This is a genomic window from Anthropogastromicrobium aceti (genome assembly GCF_020687335.1).
Classification (GTDB): Bacteria; Bacillota; Clostridia; order Lachnospirales; family Lachnospiraceae; genus Anthropogastromicrobium; species Anthropogastromicrobium aceti.
Genome location: NZ_JAJEQN010000016.1, coordinates 14,239 through 30,423 on the forward strand (window position 1 = coordinate 14,239; position 16,185 = coordinate 30,423).

The following is a 16,185-nucleotide window of genomic DNA, read 5'->3' on the forward strand; positions in this document are numbered from 1 at the left end:
ATGGAAAAGAGAGCAGATTGGATAAAAGAAATTTATGTAGATCAGGCAGATAATTCAAACAAATTAAAAGCACAAACAGATGTGACCGGTTCAAAAGTGTTAACAGGCATCAGTCAGATACAATATGAAATTCCAGGTTTTGTAGATTTCCACCTCCATGCAGGATGGACTGATTTTGATCATGATGATCAGGAAAAGAGAAGTAGCTTGGATGTAGAAGGGCGCATTAAGCGCTGCCTTAATGAACTTGCTGCTATGGGTTTTCGTATAGTTCGCGATGCAGGCGGGTTAGAGTGCATCAAGGCAGATGCATGGAAACAAAGCACTAAAGAAAATGCGCCTTCTGTTGTCGAATGCTCTGGAATGGTGAATGGTGAAAATGCTAAAGACAGTGCTTTTCAGAATTGTATAAAAAAACGAAACAGTCTGTGGGTAAAGATTTTTGCAACAGGCGGTGTCGGTGCACCACCAGAGAAAGTACTGATTCCAACAATGAAAAAAGAAATATTTTTCAAGCTAGTACAAGACTATCATGCGGCTGGAAAACTTGTCATGGTTCATACATGGGGCGGAGACAGCCTAGACTGGTGCATTGAGGCAGGTGTGGATTCAGTCGAGCATGGTATTTACATGAATCAAAGACAGGCATATGAATTATCATCAAAAAACATACTCTACGTTCCGACAGCAGCAATTTATCAGCTGCTTGCCGCTAATGATAATCCACTGCAGGTCGCATCATTTTTTGCAGAGCATGCGCGTCCGGCTGTTATAGCACATCAAAAAGCAGTAGAATATTGTGTAAAAGAAGGTGTTCGCATGACTTGCGGCACTGATTTTTATTCTGATCCAAAGCTTTTAGCTTACGAATATGAGGAAGTTTTTGCATTGCAGCGCTATGGTGTGCCTAAAGAGGCAGCTTGGGCGGCATTTTGTGGGCAGACCCTTACAAAAAAGGAGACAGGTGCGTGCCTTCATTCGACAATCCGATTAAACAGCCATCCGTATGAGATTAATTCACCAGAAGAATTAAAAGCTGAGATTTGCAGAATGTGAAGAATAAGTTCTTGACATATACCTGAAAATACGCTATAGTAAAAGTCCTTTTGCAAAAGAATGTACAGCATGTACGAGAACGGACAAACCATAGAACGGACGGGCCCGAAGGCGGGACAAACCGGATCAGATAGGTATTTTATGGCAAAATCCATAAAAGGCAGACCTACTTGGCAAGATACAGTTCACACATATGTGAGAACCGTGATAAGTTGTATGACTACCAGGAGGAAGTACGATGATTACAGTACAAAATTTATGTAAGACCTATAAGGTCGCAAGGAGAAAAGCAGGCATGAGAGAAGCCTGCCGCAGCTTATTTCGGCGTGAATACGAAGAAATTCATGCACTTGATCACATTAGTTTTCAGATTGGTGACGGAGAAATGGTTGGATACATTGGCAAAAATGGAGCTGGCAAGAGTTCAACAATTAAGGTACTAAGTGGCATTTTAACGCCGGATGAGGGAACTTGTGTTGTCAACGGAAAAATTCCATGGAAGGATCGCATTTCCTATGTAAAGGATATCGGAGTTGTGTTTGGGCAGCGAAGTCAGCTTTGGTGGGATGTGCCGGTAATTGACTCATTTGAACTTTTGAGGGATATTTATTCCATTTCACAGGCAATGTATAAAAATAATCTCGAAGAACTGACAGAACTTCTAAATTTATCAGAATTATTAAAAACACCAGCAAGACAGCTCTCACTTGGACAGCGAATGCGCTGTGAGATTGCTGCATCGCTACTTCACAGTCCAAGCATTCTTTTCTTGGATGAACCGACGATTGGACTGGATGCTGTGTCTAAGCTTGCAGTGCGCGATTTTATTAAGCAATTAAATCAAGACCACAAGACGACTGTCATTTTGACAACTCATGATATGCAAGATATTGAGGCATTGACAAATCGCATTTTGCTGATTGGAAAAGGGCGCATTTTGATGGATGGAAGCCCGGAAGAACTAAAGCAAGATGCCGCATCCATGGACGAGGCCGTTGTAAAGCTGTACCGCAGCCTTGAGATTTAAGAGGGGAGATGAGTCAAATGAAAAAGTATCTCTCTTTTTTTCGCATGCGCTTTTTGATGGGATTACAATATCGCGCGGCAGCAGCAGCTGGAGTCGTCACCCAGTTTACATGGGGATTTATGGAACTTCTTGTCTTTAGAGCATTTTATCAGGCAGATGCGTCTGCCTTTCCAATGAGCTTTGAAGCTGTTGTCAGTTATCTATGGCTGCAGCAGGCATTTTTGGCGCTGTTTATGGCATGGATGATGGAACCTGAGATTTTTTCATCTATTATGGACGGGAATATTGCATATGAGATGTGCCGCCCTGTCCATATTTATTCCATGTGGTTTGCAAGAAGTGTCGCGAACCGTGTGTCAAAGGCATTGCTTCGCTGTGCGCCAATTTTAGTTGTGACACTATTTTTGCCAAAGCCATATCGATTGATGCTTCCACAGGATCCAATGACGCTTTTCTTATTTTTACTGACAATGATACTTGGAACACTAGTAACAGTTGCAATTGGCGTGATTATTTATACCAGCTGTTGCTTTACGATTTCAGCCCAAGGAATTCGCATTTTTTACGCGTCTGCCTGTGAGCTTTTATCGGGGCAAATTGTGCCGCTTCCATTTATGCCAGAGGTGGTACAGCGCGTGTTAAAGGTGCTTCCGTTTGCTGCTATGCAGAATGTTCCATTTCGAATCTATTCAGGAGATTTATCAGGCCGCGCCATGGCAGAGGCAATTTTTCTTCAAATATTTTGGCTCATTGTGCTTGTTGGAGTTGGATGGCGATTTGCTAAACTTGCTGAAAAAAAGCTAGTTGTGCAGGGAGGGTGAGTCATGGAAAGAATGAATAGAAGAATCGAAAGAAACAAAAATAGAAATCATAATGGAAATCAAAATGAAAAAAGGCATACAAAAAGAAGTAGAGGCAACATGAAAGCTGAGAATGCAAGGATTTCAGCGGTTCATCTGTATTTGCACTATATCAGTATTCATATTCGAAGTGCAATGCAGTATAAGACTTCCTTCTTTTTGACGACACTTGGCCAGTTTTTGTTTTCATTTAACGTGTTTATGGGAATTACATTCATGTTTCAGCGATTCCACGAGGTGAAAGGTTTTACCTATAGTGAAGTATTGATTTGTTATGCGCTTGTTCTGGTCGAATTTTCTCTGGCAGAAATGTTTGCCAGAGGTTTTGACAGTTTTTCAGGTATGGTGCGCCATGCCGAATTTGACCGTGTGCTGGTACGGCCGCGAAACGAAGTCCTTCAGGTGCTTGGAAGCAAATTTGAATTATCAAGAATAGGAAGAAGCTTTCAAGCAATTATCTTGTTTATTTATGGCGTTATGCACGTACAAATTGATTGGAATTTGCCGCGGATCTTGACTGTGATTTTCATGCTGATCGGTGGGGCAGCAGTTTTTTCAGGATTGTTCATGGTATATGCAGCACTTTGCTTTTTCACACTAGATGGACTCGAATTTATGAATGTGTTAACAGATGGTGCAAGAGAATATGGCAAATATCCGATTGGAATCTACGGAAAGCGCATGCTGCAGTTTTGTACCGTGATTGTTCCGTATGCGCTGATTCAGTATTATCCGCTCTTATATTTGCTAGGAAGAACTACTTCTCTCTGGAACATGGTAATGCCACTATTTGCTGTTATTTTTTTGATCCCGTGTTATGTGCTGTGGCGCTTTGGCGTGCGCCACTACAAGTCTAGCGGGTCGTGAGAGTGCAATGATAGACACGAAGTTCATACAATTGAGGCAGCTGCAGAGCTTGGTTTTGGAAGTATAGAGTATGAGCTAGTGACTATAGAGTAAACTTTTGTATCAAAAAACATAAAAATATCCAGACATTGCTTCGAAAGAGAACGCGAGTGTCTGGATATTTTGCTGTTTTGTAAGGTGTTTTGCGTGACCCCTATGCTTCAAGTTTAGCTTTCTGAGTCTTCGTGATAGTTAACCGTGCGATCATAGTGATGAAATTGTGTGATGCGATCTGGCTTCTTACAGGAAGCCGGAAGCTTTGTCTTTAATTCATCCATCTCAGAAGTGGTAAGATGTGTATAGGCATCTTCTTGGCGGCGTACATAGTAGCGGAAAGAGAACAGATCACGTTTTTCCTCGGCAGCCTCTTCTGTTGTCCAGAACTCGTGAAAGGAAGTGAATCGCTTATCATAAAAATCGGTTTCGAAACGCTTAAATCCAGCCTCATTTTCATAGAAATAGTGGCGATTACCATTCTGATAAACGACTTCAATATAAGAAAAGACTTCCTCAGTGCCCTGTCCTGGACAGCAGCATCCAAGGTTAAATACGATATCATTCATAACATGACCTTCACGCCATGCAGAAACGTTTTCTGGTGATAAAGAAAAATTCATAATAATGCCTCCTGTGTAATGAGTTACTGTTCATGGGGCTTTGCCGTGAACTGTAATGTTAAATGAACCTGTTATTTTTGTATTATCATATCATATATTGACAAAGTGGGCAACTCCTAGTAGACTTAATTGGAAAATAGTAGAAGTAAAGAGGAAGAGAGGAAAACACTATGCAGGCAAAACAGGAAAAATGGGACTTATATGATCAGCAAGGCAGAAAAACAGGAAAGACCATTCAGGCAGGCGAGAATGTTCCGTATGGATATTGCCTGTACTGTGTTGGTATCTGGGTAATTGACAGCGAAAAAAAGATTTTGCTCACAAAACGAAGCAGTCAAAAACGTTATGCACCTGGCAAGTGGGAGAACACAGGTGGTCATATGATTTCAGGAGAGACAAGCAGACATGCCATTGTGCGTGAGCTTAAGGAAGAAACAGGCATTCAGATTGAAGAAGATGAGCTAATTGAGCTTGGAGATAATCATATTGGTCAGTTCCTTGGCGATAATTATGCCGTTTTTAAAGATGTGGCACTTGATGAGGTTCATCTTGAAGAGGGAGAAACAGAGGATGTTATCAAGGTAACACTTCTACAGCTTGAGGAAATGGCAGAGAAGAAGATGCTTAGTCCTGCAGTGTGGGATCACATGGCTGGATATAAGGATGAGTTTTATCGTTTGTTCGATTAAGCAGATATTAAAAACAAAGCCAATACAAGTATATTTGCAGAAGAGGCTTTGTAGTGAAAATGAAGAAGGAGGTGCAGCATGAGTCAGCTGTTAATAAAGTCACAGGACATTCGCTATACAAAACTTACATTTGTAGTACAATTTACAGAGGATACCATGCTGCCTAAACAGAAGGTATCTGCTATTCGTGGTGGAATCGGAGAAATGCTGCTGCGTGCTAATTGTGTGCGTGGGCGCGAATGTGAAAAATGTGATTTTTTAGATGAATGTATCGTGCAGCGCATCATGTATTCTAAATATGAAAAGAAGCCATCTTTTGTGACAACGGGCGAGAGCGTAGGCTATGTGCTTGAATGTGATAATTATAAGGAAGAGTTTTATCAGGGAGATCAGTTAAGCTTTCAGCTAATTCTCTTCGGAAAAAATATTGTTTACTTTAATCAATATCTTCAGGCAATCAGTATGCTCGGAGTATCAGGTCTTGGCAAGCATCAGGCACATTTTATTATTGTTTCTGTTAAAAATCAGTATTGGCAGGATATTCTTGTAAATAACAGCATTCAAATGGGAAACTATCAAATTTCCATGCTGGGAGAATATATTGATTACCGAATGAGACAGCTAAAAAAAGTACAGCTACAGGAATCACAGCTGCCAAAAGAACAGCAGAAAAGTTTTTCTCATGTAAGTGACGCCTGTTATTCAGGGATGCTGACGTTTCATACACCATTCACAGTGAAATATCAGGGTGCCTTTATTCAGGATCTTCAAATGGATCCAATCATCGCGTCCATTCGCCGTCGCCTGTACATGTTGGACTGCTTTGAAGGCATCGAAGCAGAAATATTTTGGGATGAAACGCCAGAGACAGCTGTTACTACGCGCCAACAGTCAAGATTAGAAGGAGTCAATCGCTATTCAAATAGAAGAGACAGTGCAATGACACTTCGTGGAATCAAAGGAAAAGTTTGGTTCGATGGTGCAAATGAAGATACAATGAAACTGCTGTTTGCAGGAGAATTGCTTCATATTGGAAAAAACAGCAGCTTTGGATTTGGAGAGTATCAGGTGATGTGGTAATAGCCCGTGAGGGCATTAGAACAAGAATGGATGGAAAAATTCTCGGGACACCTGTAATATTGACATATACAAGTTGAATTTTTATAATCTTGTTAAAAACAGAGATCAATTGATTTCTGGCATAAAGACAGGAGAGATTAGAATTGAAAGAAAGAAAAGAAGAATACCATCAGACAGGCGAAGGCAGAAAAGAGCTGGATGTATTTGATGAACAGTGGTTACACACAGAACGCTTAGGACGTATCAGCGAAGTGCAGAAAAATAGTTACTTAATTCGATATTGGGAAAGGGAGATCCCGGCAAAATTAAGTGGAAAATTTTATAAGGAAGAAACTATGTTTCCAGTAATTGGAGATTATGTGACTTTTCGTTACAATCCAAAAGGTGATTCAAAAATTATAGAGATCTGTGAACGAAAAAATTTCCTGACGCGTCCAGATACGGCAAAAAGTATGAAAGAACAGCCAATGGCAGCAAATATTGACTATGCCTTTCTTGTCATGTCATTGAATGACAATTTCAGCGTCAATCGTGCAGTGCGTTATGCGGCAACTGTTTTGCAGGAAGGCGTACAGCCGATAGTAATTTTGACTAAAGTGGATTTATGTCCAGATGTGGAAAAACTGAAAGAACAGCTTAAAGAAATGCTTCCACAGATAAAAGTTCATGCGGTCAGTGCTTTGACAGGTTATGGGATGGATAAATTACAGGTGTATCTGCAGCCAGGAAACACAATTGCACTTCTAGGATCCTCAGGTGTTGGAAAATCAACACTTGTCAATGCATTAGCAGGAACAGAGATTATGAAAACAGGTGAGATTCGTGAAAAAGATGCGAAAGGACGCCATACAACAACATATCGAGAAATGATTGAACTACCGAATAATGTTGTCATAATAGATACGCCAGGTATGAGGGAGATTGGACTTTGCGATGTGGACGAAGGAATTGATGATACATTTGAAGATATTGCAGAACTGGCGGCGCAGTGTCGTTTTCGTGATTGTACACACACAAACGAGCCGCGCTGTGCAGTAAGGCAGGCATTGGAGAATGGCCAATTATCAAAAGAGCGTTTTGAACTGTATCGTTCACTTCATGTCGAAAGCAGAAAAAGTGCAGATATGAAGGCAATAGCAAAGGCAAGGAAAGCATTGAATAAGACAAGAAAAAGGTGAAAAAATGCCGCGAGTCATATGACCAGCGGCATTTTTGTCGTGTGAATTTTTGTTGCCTTACATTAGTTAGTACCAATACTCCATTAATTCTTGTGTAGTAACAAATCCCATCCCTTTATAAATCTTAAACGCAGCTTCATTTTCCTCTGTCACATGTAGTGTAACTGGGAAGGTGATCTCTGGCTTTTGCAAAAGCACGTTTACTGCATCGCGGCCATAGCCTTTTCCCTGATACTCAGGATGAATTGCAAGTCCATAGAGATTTGTCTGGTCTGGTTGGATTGAGGTTAATACAAGGCCGACAATTGTACCGCCTGCAGCAATGCACCAGATGGTTTCTCCAGTATCAAATGACTGATCTAAGAATGCGATGGAATCTTCTTTTTCCATATCGAAGGCGGCACTGTGAACTGCGACAAGTGCAAGTAAGTCATCTTTTGTTGCCGGATAAAGAGTAACGGTGGCATTATTTTCTGCAATTGCAGCATCCCCAGCCACCTCAGGTCTTTTCTCTAACCTCATCAAATGCTCTGTTCCACTATATTCACAATCTAATACTTCCATTGTCATCAGCGCATCATAGCTGTTTCCATCTGGATAGAAGCATACTGGAGTTTCCTCGTATCCTTCCATAAGCTTCTGGAACAGACTTGTGAAAGCACCCTGGCAGCGATGAGCAGGACTTGTGAAGGCGCTAACCTCGAGATAATCCTCAAGATCATAGCAAAAAAGTACACTGATGAGCTTTGGATTTTTTGAAGACTGATAATATAAATATGCAGTGCCGTCTTCTTCATCCAAATCTGGTACGGAAAGTTCAAGCTGCTCATAGCGGATACAGTCATCAATAAGCTCACGGATGTAAGCCTTATCCTTTTCTGTCAATTCAGTAAATTCTTTTATTTTAATCATGGAATACCTTTAACCTTTCTGCAGCAGATACCATAGGAATCTGTCTGCGCTTACAAACTGCAGTCAGTATACCATGAGTAGACAGAAAAAGACAAGAGATTCCTGAAAACAGTGGTCATTTATTTGGATTCAACGTCTGTAAGCCGTGACCGGAAAAATCGCCTTGAAAGTGCCTTCCATGAGAATGGAATGACTGGATACAGATAAGGATAACCGCTTATTGTCTTGTTGCAGATCATAGAGCTGATAAACAAAATAACACCTGCTGCAAAGCCCCAGAAGTCGAAAATAGCAGTTAAAATAAGAGTCAGTATTCTCATAAATTTGAGTGCATAACCAAATTCGTAGCTTGATTGTGTATAATTGGCTACAAAAATAAATGCCATATAGACCATAGATTCCGAATTGAACCAGCCAGATTTAACTGAAAACTCACCTAAGACAATACCAGCTGTGATGCTAAGAGGTGTGGACAGCATATTTGGTGTGTTTACAGCTGCAAGACGAAGGCCATCAAGCGCCAGCTCTAAAATAAGAAGCTGTAAAATGATGGGAACATTGATATTATCTTTTATAGCAATGAATGATAACCAATCAGGAAGCATTGTTGGGTGCATGGTAGAAAGTAGATACAAAACGGGAACAAAATATGTCATGAGTGCAATCAGAGCTCTTGTTAGGCGAAGGTAGGTGCCGGTGAGCGGAGGAAAATAATAATCGTCTGCTTCCTCAACAATATCAAACAAAGAAGAAGGAAGAATCATGGCACTTGGAGAGTTATCAACAAGTATTATCAGATTGCCCTCAAATACGGCAGCGCATGCAGCGTCAGGGCGTTCTGTAAATTTAAATTTGGGAAATGGATTAAACCATTTGTATGGAAAAATACATTCAGCTAAACTTTCCTGGTTCATAGTAAGTGATTGTACAGTGATATTTTGAATCCGTTTCCGTATAGATGATAAAAGCTTTTTATCAACAAGATCGTCTAAATAGCATAAGCAGATATCTGTTTTGGAACGTGTTCCAGCCTGCTGCATTTCCATGATTAGCTTCGGATCGCGGATTCGCCGCCGTATCAAGGCAGTATTACATACAAGTGTTTCAACAAAACCGTCGCGAGAACCGCGCATGGTTTTATCTTTGTCAGGTTCAGATATGCTTCTTGCAGGGTAGCTGCGGCAGTCTATTATAAAAAGCTGATCATAGCCATCTATAATAAGAAGGCTCATTCCCTTTAATAGCGAGGTGACGGCAGGCGCAAAGTTTGCTTCCAGTTTGATTTCACAGTAGGGAAGCAAGAGGGTCAAAAAAGAAGATGCATCCGTTGGAAAATCTTCAGGCTGTTTGAAGGAGTCTGTTTTTTTAAACATAAATTCCAAAAGCTTTTCAAGTGTGTCGCTTTTGACAAAGCCATCAATGCAGTAAATAGCAGCTTTGTGTCCTTTTAATTCAATGACACGTGTGATAAGATCAAAGCTTTTGTTGATACAAAGAAGCTTGGAAAGATAGTTCATGTTGATATCTATATTTTTTGAAAGTTTTTCCATAATTGTAGTCCTTTCTAGTGGATCTTGTTTTAGTTTTTACCTATTTGGAGCGAATATGCTTTGAATCATTTTCCATTTTGGACAAAATGTTTAAATATGGAATAAAATTTGTCGGTGATTTGTAGTTGAAAAAAAGATTTTACACATGTAGTAGAAAGTTACAAAAAATCAATAAAAGTCGATTGCACATCAAATTAAATGAGATTAAAGGGCGAAAGAGATTAAATTCGCACGGATCAACATTAAATTTGTCACTTGACAATGAAACTAAACATTGTTATGATTAATCGTGCAGGCAGCCAAAAAAATATTTGGGATGTTTGCAGCGAAAGCGTTGAATCGGAAGGATACAAGGGTGATTACATGAGTAATAAAGTTGTTTTTTCATTGTTGGTAGATAATGAAGCCGGTGTGCTGAGCCGCGTTGCCGGATTATTCAGCCGCAGAGGTTATAACATTGACAGCCTGACGGTTGGAGAGACACAGGATAAGCGTCACTCCAGAATGACAGTTGTGGCAGAGGGTGAGCCAGAGGTGCTTGAGCAGATTGAAAAGCAGCTCGCAAAGCTGGTAGATGTATCAAAGATTCAGATGTTGCCTGCTGATGCGTCTGTCTGTAGAGAATTGATTTTGATTAAGGTAGCAGCAAAACCGGAGGAAAGAGCGCAGGTAATTGCGATTGCAGATATCTTCCGTGCAAAGATCGTAGATGTCGGAGAAGAATCTATGATGGTTGAGCTTACCGGAAATGAAAGCAAGCTGGATGCTTGCACAAAGCTTCTTGAGAAGTTTACGATACTTGAGTTAGCAAGAACTGGTATCACAGGTTTGTCAAGAGGTTCTGAAAATAGCCTTTCCTAATGGAAATGCTTTAAAACATATCAATAGTTATATTAAAACGCGACATTGCAACTCTCTAATATTAGAGTCTTGTTTTGCATATTTAGTAGGGCAGCTGCTCTACAACACTATATGGAGGATAAAGTTATGGCAACAATTTATTATCAGAAGGACTGCAACCTGTCTTTACTGGAGGGTAAGACCATTGCAATTATCGGATATGGCAGCCAGGGACATGCACATGCAAAGAACGCAAAGGAATCTGGATGCAATGTCATTATTGGTCTGTACAAGGGATCCAAGTCTTGGGCAAAGGCAGAAGCAGAAGGATTTGAAGTATATACAGCAGCAGAGGCTACTAAGAGAGCAGATATTGTCATGATTCTGATTAATGATGAGAAGCAGGCAGCTATGTACAATGAGAGTGTAGCTCCGAACTTAAGACCAGGTATGATGTTAATGTTCGCTCATGGCTTTGCAATCCATTTCAATCAGATCGTTCCGCCGGCAGATGTTGATGTTACAATGATCGCACCGAAGGGACCAGGTCACACAGTACGTTCTACTTATCAGGAAGGCAAGGGTGTTCCGTGTCTGATCGCTGTTCATCAGAATGCTACTGGTAAGGCACATGATCTGGCACTGGCTTACGCATTGGCTATCGGCGGCGCAAGAGCAGGTGTTCTGGAGACAACATTCCGTCAGGAGACTGAGACTGACTTGTTCGGTGAGCAGGCAGTTCTTTGCGGTGGTGTTTGTGCATTGATGAAGACTGGTTATGAGGTACTTGTTGAGGCAGGTTATGAGCCAGAGTCAGCTTACTTTGAGTGTATTCATGAGATGAAGCTGATCGTTGATCTGATCAATGAGTCTGGTTTCGCTGGAATGAGATACTCCATTTCCAATACTGCTGAGTATGGTGATTACATCACTGGACCGAAGATCATTACTGAGGATACTAAGAACGCAATGCGTAAGGTTCTGGCTGATATCCAGAGCGGAGCATTCGCTAAGGAATGGCTGTTAGAGAGTAAGGTTGGTATGCCACACTTCTTGGCTATGAGACGTATGCAGGCTGAACATCCAGTTGAGAAGGTTGGCGAGGAGTTAAGAAGTCTGATGAGCTGGAAGGATACAAAGAAGCTGATCGATAACTGATTTGATACAACAGCTGCAAAGCAGCGATTAAGCCCTAAGGGGCGGTTTTGCGCATGGTAGGCGCGGGTGAGCTTTTTAATATGTAGTTGAACTCACTTTATAAAAATTTTAGGGACTGGTGGAGAAATCTGCCAGTCTTTTTTTCGAAAAATCTTGTTTTTCTTTCGTGTATCAAGTATACTACAAGGGATATGAAAAAACCGATAGGTAATGACTGGATCTATTTGTGCAGCAGGCTGGCTGCTGATCAGTCAATAAAATAGAAAGATTGAGGAGTTTTCGTTATGGCAAATCAGAATGCAAATGATAATGATACAAATGTAATAAATGCGGATAATAATAGCAGCAATGTCAATAGCAATAGAAATGATGATAATGATGCATATGAGAAGGTCTGCTATGTCTGCCGCAGACCAGAGAGCAAGGCAGGAAAGATGATCACAATCTCTCCGGATATTACTATATGTAATGATTGTATGCAAAAAGCATTTAATCAGGTTAACAGTGGTAATTTCCCGAAAATGTTTGGAATCCCAGAGGGATTTCCATTTGCTGGGATGCCAGATGATCTGATGAATATGATGGGGGGCATGAATATGGGAATGCCGGAAAAACAAAAAATTAAGAAAAAGAAGCCAGATGATCAGGTAAAACCAATTGATTTAAAGGCAATTCCGTCCCCGCATCAGATTCATGCAAGCTTAAATGAGTATGTTGTAGGTCAGGAGCACGCAAAGAAAGTTATGTCTGTGGCTGTATACAATCATTACAAAAGAGTGGCAGCGCTTCATCAAAAAAAGGATGTTGAGATTGAAAAATCAAATATGCTTATGATTGGACCAACAGGAAGCGGTAAAACATATCTAGTTAAGACATTAGCGAAGCTTCTTGATGTGCCGCTTGCTATTGCAGATGCAACGTCTCTTACAGAGGCAGGCTATATTGGTGATGATATTGAGAGTGTTATCAGTAAGCTTCTTGCAGCAGCAGACAATGATGTAGAAAAAGCACAGACTGGAATTGTGTTTATTGATGAAATTGATAAGCTTGCAAGAAAAAGAGAGACAAATCATCGTGATGTAAATGGTGAGAGTGTTCAGCAGGGTCTGTTGAAGCTTCTTGAAGGTGCTGAGGTAGAAGTTCCTGTTGGTGCATCAAGCAAGAATGCGATGGTGCCTATGGTAACAGTAGATACGACTAATATTTTATTTATATGTGGCGGCGCCTTCCCAGATCTTGATCAGGTCATTCGCGAGCGTCTGGCGAAGAAATCTTCGATGGGCTTTAATGCAGAGCTTAAAGATCACTATGATAATGAGAAGAATATTTTCCGTTATGTTGAGACAGAGGATCTTAGAAACTTTGGCATGATTCCAGAGTTTTTGGGACGTCTTCCAATCGTCTTTACATTGGATGCACTTGATGAGAAGATGCTGACAAGAATTTTGAGTGAGCCGAAGAATGCACTTTTAAAGCAGTACAGAGAGCTTCTTGCAATGGATGAGGTAGATCTTATATTTGAGCCAGATGCGCTTGAGGCAATTGCTGCAAAGGCATTAAAAAAGGATACGGGAGCTAGAGCACTTCGCGCCATTATAGAAGATTTTATGCTTGATATCATGTATGAGATTCCAAAGGATGACAATATTGGTCGTGTACGTATTACACGCGCTTACGTGGAGCATACAGGCGGACCTGTGATAGAACTTAGAGGACAGGAACCGCTTAGACTGGCGAATGAAAACTGATCTATAAAAATATAATCCTAATAATAAGAAAAAGGTGTCAAAACAGTTTAAAGTCTGTTTTTGACACCTTATTTTTAATTATTTGCTTCATGTTCTGATTTGCTTTTCTTTCGATATGCACTCGGAGAGAGACCTGTAATTTTCTTAAATGTCTGTGAGAAATAGCCAGATGAAGCAAATCCACAGGAACTGCTGATTACAGACATAGAATAATCAGTTGTGGCCAGCAGTTTTTCAGCTTTTTTGACACGTGCCTGCATAAGATAATTGATTGGAGAAATGCCATATTCATCGGTAAATGCGTGAACAAGATAATATTTATTGACATGAGAAAATTTTGCCAGCTGTTCTAGTGTGATATCTTCCTCACAGTTTTGATCAAGATAACGACGGACAGAATCACATAGATGAGAAGCCTTTTTGTTGGCTGGAGTAAGAATTGTTGAGAAATTCGTCTGGCGTCCAAAAAGAACAATAAGAATTTCCATTAAATCCTGACATATAGCTTCATGCCCAGGTGCACGTGTTTCAATTTCTTTTAGCATCATCTGTAAATAGAAAACCATCGTATCCTTAATTTCTTTAAAATTAACAATACAAAAATTAGAATGATCATTTTCAGACGAAAGTTCCAGACCTTCAATGCCAAGCACAATATATTTCATTGGATGGGAGCGAAGTCCAAGTTCAGTGTGTGAAATATTTGGATTGATGATAATTAAATCATTTGCTTTAACAGGAAAGATATTGTCTTCTACCTGAAACTGTCCAATTCCTTCAAGAACATAAAAAAGCTCAGAACAATAGTGTGTATGAGGTGTGCTAAGCCAGTCGCCGCTGTAGGTAGCGGAGGAGATATAAAGAAGCTTAGCCTTGTTTCGGATTAAATATTCTTTTGTAATTGAGATGTCGTAACGTTCATCTGCCATAAAATCTCCTTTCTGTAAAAAAGAATCGTCGTAATGCTATGATAGCATAGAAAAAAAGAAAAGTTTATAATAAATTGTTATAAATTTAAAGAATATTGCTGAGCAATATCAATAAGGTTAATGCGTAAAACTGTTAAAATATACGATAAAATAGTAATTCAATTCGGGAAAAAATATAAAATGCTGAAAAGTATAGACTTAAAATTGCAAAAAATCGCTTGAAACAGCAAGATAATAACAAAATAGAGCAATATAAAAGTAGAAATAAGGAGATGGGAAAGTTATAATAAGATCATCAAAAACAGAAAAACAAATTTTTAAGGAGGAATTTATTATGAGAAAGAAATTAACGGCAGTCCTTCCAGCAGCAGCTATGTTTGCATATGCACTCGCAGGAACTACAGGAATTGCACAGAATGTTTACGCAGCAGATGAAGAGGAGACATTAACCGTATGGTGTTGGGATCCTACATTCAACGTATATGCAATGAAGCAGGCTGAGGCTGCATATCAGAAGGATCATCCTAATTTTAAGCTTGACATTCAGGAGAAGGTTTATTCTGATATTGAGCAGAGCTTGATTACAGCAGCTGAGGCTGGTACATATGATACATTGCCAGATATCTTTTTAATGCAGGATTATTCTTTCCATAAGAATGTAACTAATTATCCAGAGATTTTCACTGAGTTAACAGATTCAGGAATTGATTTTTCAAAGTTTTCAGCAGGTAAGCTGGCAGACTCTACAGTAGATGAAAAGAATTATGGTGTTCCGTTTGATAATGGTGCAACCATCATGGCAATTCGTTCTGATATGGTAGAGAAGGCTGGACTTAAAGTAGAGGATTTCATGGATACTACATGGTCTGAGTTTATCGAGCTTGCAAAGAAGGTAGTAGAGGCAAATGATGTCCCGATGCTGACAAGTTCAGGCGGTTCAGAGATCGTAATCGAAATGCTGCAGTCTGCAGGCGCATCCCCTATTGTAGATGGCGAAGTTAAACTTGTAGATAACGAAGCACTTAAGGCAGCAATTGAAGTATATAAGCAGCTGATCGATGAGGGTATCATGGTAGACTACACTGACTGGGATCAGTACATTGCTTCCATGAATAAGGGAACAGCAGCAGGCGTTATTCAGGGTTGCTGGATCATGTCTTCCATTCAGGCAGCAGAGGATCAGTCTGGTAAGTGGGCGATCGTAAATATGCCGGCACTTGATGATATCGAGGGAGCAACAAACTACGCAAACTGTGGAGGTGCGAGCTGGGCAGTATCTTCTAACTGCAAGAATACAGAACTTGCTTTTGATTTCTTGAGCTCTACTTTTGGCGCAGATGTTGATCTTTACGATGATCTGCTTGTAAATGCAGGTGCAATCGCAAGTTATCTGCCAGCTGCAGAGTCTGATGTATACAATGAGACTTCTGATTTCTACGGCGGACAGGCTGTATATAAGGATATCGTTGAATTTGCAGGACAGGTTCCGGGAATTGATTATGGCGCATATTATTCTGATATCAGAAGTGCACTGACGGATGCTGTTACAAATGTGGTTCAGAATGATGCTGACATTGATGAAGAGATTCAGAATGCACAGGATACCGTTGAGTTTAACATTAGCGAGTAATTAAG

Annotated in this window: 15 protein-coding genes; 11 read left to right on the plus strand and 4 right to left on the minus strand. The window is 40.3% G+C overall.

Going from position 1 to position 16,185, the window contains the following annotated elements; all coding sequences use genetic code 11:
• From LKD48_RS07765 to LKD48_RS07780, 4 genes are all read left to right on the plus strand, one after another.
• The gene (locus LKD48_RS07765; RefSeq protein WP_308731656.1) at positions 1–1,056 is read left to right on the plus strand and encodes an amidohydrolase family protein; all 1,056 of its coding nucleotides are present in this window, start codon (positions 1–3) and stop codon (positions 1,054–1,056) included.
• A gap of 238 nt (positions 1,057–1,294) precedes the next feature.
• The gene (locus LKD48_RS07770; protein WP_308731657.1) at positions 1,295–2,083 is read left to right on the plus strand and encodes an ABC transporter ATP-binding protein; all 789 of its coding nucleotides are present in this window, start codon (positions 1,295–1,297) and stop codon (positions 2,081–2,083) included.
• A gap of 17 nt (positions 2,084–2,100) precedes the next feature.
• Positions 2,101–2,904 (plus strand): ABC transporter permease, encoded by an 804-nt coding sequence (locus LKD48_RS07775; RefSeq protein ID WP_308731658.1) that lies wholly within the window; start codon positions 2,101–2,103, stop codon positions 2,902–2,904.
• 3 nt (positions 2,905–2,907) lie between these two features.
• Positions 2,908–3,810 (plus strand): ABC transporter permease, encoded by a 903-nt coding sequence (locus LKD48_RS07780; RefSeq protein ID WP_308731659.1) that lies wholly within the window; start codon positions 2,908–2,910, stop codon positions 3,808–3,810.
• Between the two features lie 206 nt (positions 3,811–4,016).
• On the opposite strand, the gene LKD48_RS07785 is transcribed toward LKD48_RS07780, so the two are convergent.
• Positions 4,017–4,466 (minus strand): hypothetical protein, encoded by a 450-nt coding sequence (locus LKD48_RS07785; protein WP_308731660.1) that lies wholly within the window; start codon positions 4,464–4,466, stop codon positions 4,017–4,019.
• A gap of 170 nt (positions 4,467–4,636) precedes the next feature.
• On the opposite strand from LKD48_RS07785, the gene LKD48_RS07790 reads away from it, so the two are divergent.
• From LKD48_RS07790 to rsgA, 3 genes are all read left to right on the plus strand, one after another.
• On the plus strand, positions 4,637–5,155 hold the full coding sequence (locus tag LKD48_RS07790) for an NUDIX domain-containing protein (RefSeq protein WP_308731661.1): 519 nt from the start codon (positions 4,637–4,639) through the stop codon (positions 5,153–5,155).
• A 78-nt stretch (positions 5,156–5,233) separates the two neighbouring features.
• Entirely contained in the window at positions 5,234–6,235 is a 1,002-nt protein-coding gene (cas6, locus tag LKD48_RS07795; RefSeq protein WP_308731662.1) for a CRISPR system precrRNA processing endoribonuclease RAMP protein Cas6, read from the plus strand.
• A 143-nt stretch (positions 6,236–6,378) separates the two neighbouring features.
• Positions 6,379–7,413 carry a ribosome small subunit-dependent GTPase A gene (gene rsgA, locus LKD48_RS07800; RefSeq protein ID WP_308731663.1) on the plus strand — a complete coding sequence of 345 codons (1,035 nt, stop codon included), beginning with the start codon at positions 6,379–6,381 and terminating at the stop codon, positions 7,411–7,413.
• A 66-nt stretch (positions 7,414–7,479) separates the two neighbouring features.
• Here the strand turns inward: rsgA and LKD48_RS07805 are convergent, their stop codons facing one another.
• Both LKD48_RS07805 and LKD48_RS07810 read right to left on the minus strand, forming a co-directional pair.
• On the minus strand, positions 7,480–8,325 hold the full coding sequence (locus LKD48_RS07805; protein WP_308731664.1) for a GNAT family N-acetyltransferase: 846 nt from the start codon (positions 8,323–8,325) through the stop codon (positions 7,480–7,482).
• 119 nt (positions 8,326–8,444) lie between these two features.
• Positions 8,445–9,875 (minus strand): spore germination protein, encoded by a 1,431-nt coding sequence (locus LKD48_RS07810; protein ID WP_308731665.1) that lies wholly within the window; start codon positions 9,873–9,875, stop codon positions 8,445–8,447.
• Positions 9,876–10,238: 363 nt separating this feature from the next.
• On the opposite strand from LKD48_RS07810, the gene ilvN reads away from it, so the two are divergent.
• The 3 genes from ilvN to clpX all read left to right on the plus strand — a co-directional run bounded on the left by ilvN (position 10,239) and on the right by clpX (position 13,621).
• Positions 10,239–10,736, plus strand: a complete 498-nt coding sequence (gene ilvN, locus LKD48_RS07815; RefSeq protein WP_227099908.1) for an acetolactate synthase small subunit — start codon at positions 10,239–10,241, stop codon at positions 10,734–10,736.
• Between the two features lie 111 nt (positions 10,737–10,847).
• Positions 10,848–11,873, plus strand: coding sequence for a ketol-acid reductoisomerase (ilvC, locus tag LKD48_RS07820; protein ID WP_227099907.1), 1,026 nt, complete (start codon positions 10,848–10,850; stop codon positions 11,871–11,873).
• A 284-nt stretch (positions 11,874–12,157) separates the two neighbouring features.
• Positions 12,158–13,621: an ATP-dependent Clp protease ATP-binding subunit ClpX gene (gene clpX / locus LKD48_RS07825; RefSeq protein ID WP_308731666.1), complete on the plus strand. Its 1,464-nt coding sequence runs from the start codon at positions 12,158–12,160 to the stop codon at positions 13,619–13,621.
• 74 nt (positions 13,622–13,695) lie between these two features.
• On the opposite strand, the gene LKD48_RS07830 is transcribed toward clpX, so the two are convergent.
• A complete protein-coding gene (locus LKD48_RS07830; RefSeq protein WP_308731667.1) occupies positions 13,696–14,550 on the minus strand; it encodes a helix-turn-helix domain-containing protein in 855 nt (284 codons plus the stop codon).
• Positions 14,551–14,884: 334 nt separating this feature from the next.
• Between LKD48_RS07830 and LKD48_RS07835 the strand changes: the two genes are divergently transcribed.
• Positions 14,885–16,180, plus strand: a complete 1,296-nt coding sequence (locus tag LKD48_RS07835) for an ABC transporter substrate-binding protein (RefSeq protein WP_308731668.1) — start codon at positions 14,885–14,887, stop codon at positions 16,178–16,180.
• The last annotated feature ends 5 nt before the right edge of the window (positions 16,181–16,185 follow it).

Bases quoted from the DNA above. Each gene is read 5' to 3' on its own strand.
- LKD48_RS07765 (WP_308731656.1), top strand. From the start codon at position 1: ATGGAAAAGAGAGCAGATTGGATAAAAGAAATTTATGTAGATCAGGCA.
- LKD48_RS07770 (WP_308731657.1), top strand. From the start codon at position 1,295: ATGATTACAGTACAAAATTTATGTAAGACCTATAAGGTCGCAAGGAGA.
- LKD48_RS07775 (WP_308731658.1), top strand. From the start codon at position 2,101: ATGAAAAAGTATCTCTCTTTTTTTCGCATGCGCTTTTTGATGGGATTA.
- LKD48_RS07780 (WP_308731659.1), top strand. From the start codon at position 2,908: ATGGAAAGAATGAATAGAAGAATCGAAAGAAACAAAAATAGAAATCAT.
- LKD48_RS07785 (WP_308731660.1), bottom strand. From the start codon at position 4,466: ATGAATTTTTCTTTATCACCAGAAAACGTTTCTGCATGGCGTGAAGGT.
- LKD48_RS07790 (WP_308731661.1), top strand. From the start codon at position 4,637: ATGCAGGCAAAACAGGAAAAATGGGACTTATATGATCAGCAAGGCAGA.
- cas6 (WP_308731662.1), top strand. From the start codon at position 5,234: ATGAGTCAGCTGTTAATAAAGTCACAGGACATTCGCTATACAAAACTT.
- LKD48_RS07805 (WP_308731664.1), bottom strand. From the start codon at position 8,325: ATGATTAAAATAAAAGAATTTACTGAATTGACAGAAAAGGATAAGGCT.
- LKD48_RS07810 (WP_308731665.1), bottom strand. From the start codon at position 9,875: ATGGAAAAACTTTCAAAAAATATAGATATCAACATGAACTATCTTTCC.
- ilvN (WP_227099908.1), top strand. From the start codon at position 10,239: ATGAGTAATAAAGTTGTTTTTTCATTGTTGGTAGATAATGAAGCCGGT.
- ilvC (WP_227099907.1), top strand. From the start codon at position 10,848: ATGGAGGATAAAGTTATGGCAACAATTTATTATCAGAAGGACTGCAAC.
- clpX (WP_308731666.1), top strand. From the start codon at position 12,158: ATGGCAAATCAGAATGCAAATGATAATGATACAAATGTAATAAATGCG.
- LKD48_RS07830 (WP_308731667.1), bottom strand. From the start codon at position 14,550: ATGGCAGATGAACGTTACGACATCTCAATTACAAAAGAATATTTAATC.
- LKD48_RS07835 (WP_308731668.1), top strand. From the start codon at position 14,885: ATGAGAAAGAAATTAACGGCAGTCCTTCCAGCAGCAGCTATGTTTGCA.